General features: G+C 42.5%; 1 protein-coding gene. It reads left to right on the top strand.

Annotated features, from left to right (window positions below):
* Nucleotides 1–27: 27 nt before the first annotated feature.
* A partial coding sequence (locus H9L42_RS16765) for a transposase (RefSeq protein ID WP_187304537.1) occupies nucleotides 28–830 on the top strand: 803 nt, incomplete at its 3' end.

The following is an 830-nucleotide window of genomic DNA, read 5'->3' as shown; positions in this document are numbered from 1 at the left end:
AAAGAGAAATGAAAAGAGGATGCCGCAATGATCACCAAACTCAATACCGAAGACAAGAAAAAACAGATACAGATGATCTCGATAGAGGAACTCGTCCCTCAGGATCATCTGCTCAGGAAAATAGATCAATATATCGATTTCAATTTCATATATGATCTCGTGGAAGACAGGTATTCCAAAGAGACCGGAAGACCATCGATCGATCCGGTAACACTGATAAAGATACCGATCATTCAATATATGTACGGGATAAAAAGCATGCGGCAGACGATAAAAGAGATCGAAGTAAATATGGCATACAGATGGTTTTTAGGTCTCGATTTTTACGATAAGGTGCCGCATTTTTCAACATTCGGCAAGAACTACAAAAGAAGATTTGAAGGGACCGATCTGTTCGAACAGATCTTCCAGCAGATACTGCTGCAGTGTATGAAATGCGATCTGATAAACACGGATACGATATTTGTAGACGCAACACATGTAAAAGCAGCAGCGAACCGGAAGAAAACAAAGAACATACTGGTAGCAAAGAAAAGCGCCAGATTCTATGATGAGAAGTTGAAGGCGGAGATCAATGCTGACAGGATCGCCCATGGCAAGAAGCCGTTAAAGGAAAAGGACGATAAAGACGACAGAGATGATAATGATAGAAATTCCGGGAGCGGGCAGATGGATAGGAGTGAACTGAAAGAGCAGAAGCAAAGCATTACCGATCCGGAAAGCGGCTGGTTTCACAAAGGAGAACACAAAGAAGTATTCGCATATTCGATCGAGACCGCATGTGATGAAAATGGGTGGATCCTTGATTACAGTGTGCACCCCGGAAACGA

Origin of the sequence: Zhenpiania hominis, assembly GCF_014333425.1 — a bacterium.
In the GTDB taxonomy this organism is placed as follows: Bacteria; Bacillota; Clostridia; order Peptostreptococcales; family Anaerovoracaceae; genus Hominibacterium; species Hominibacterium hominis.
Note: the sequence above shows the minus strand (reverse complement) of the source record. Positions and strands in the feature narration are given on the sequence as shown.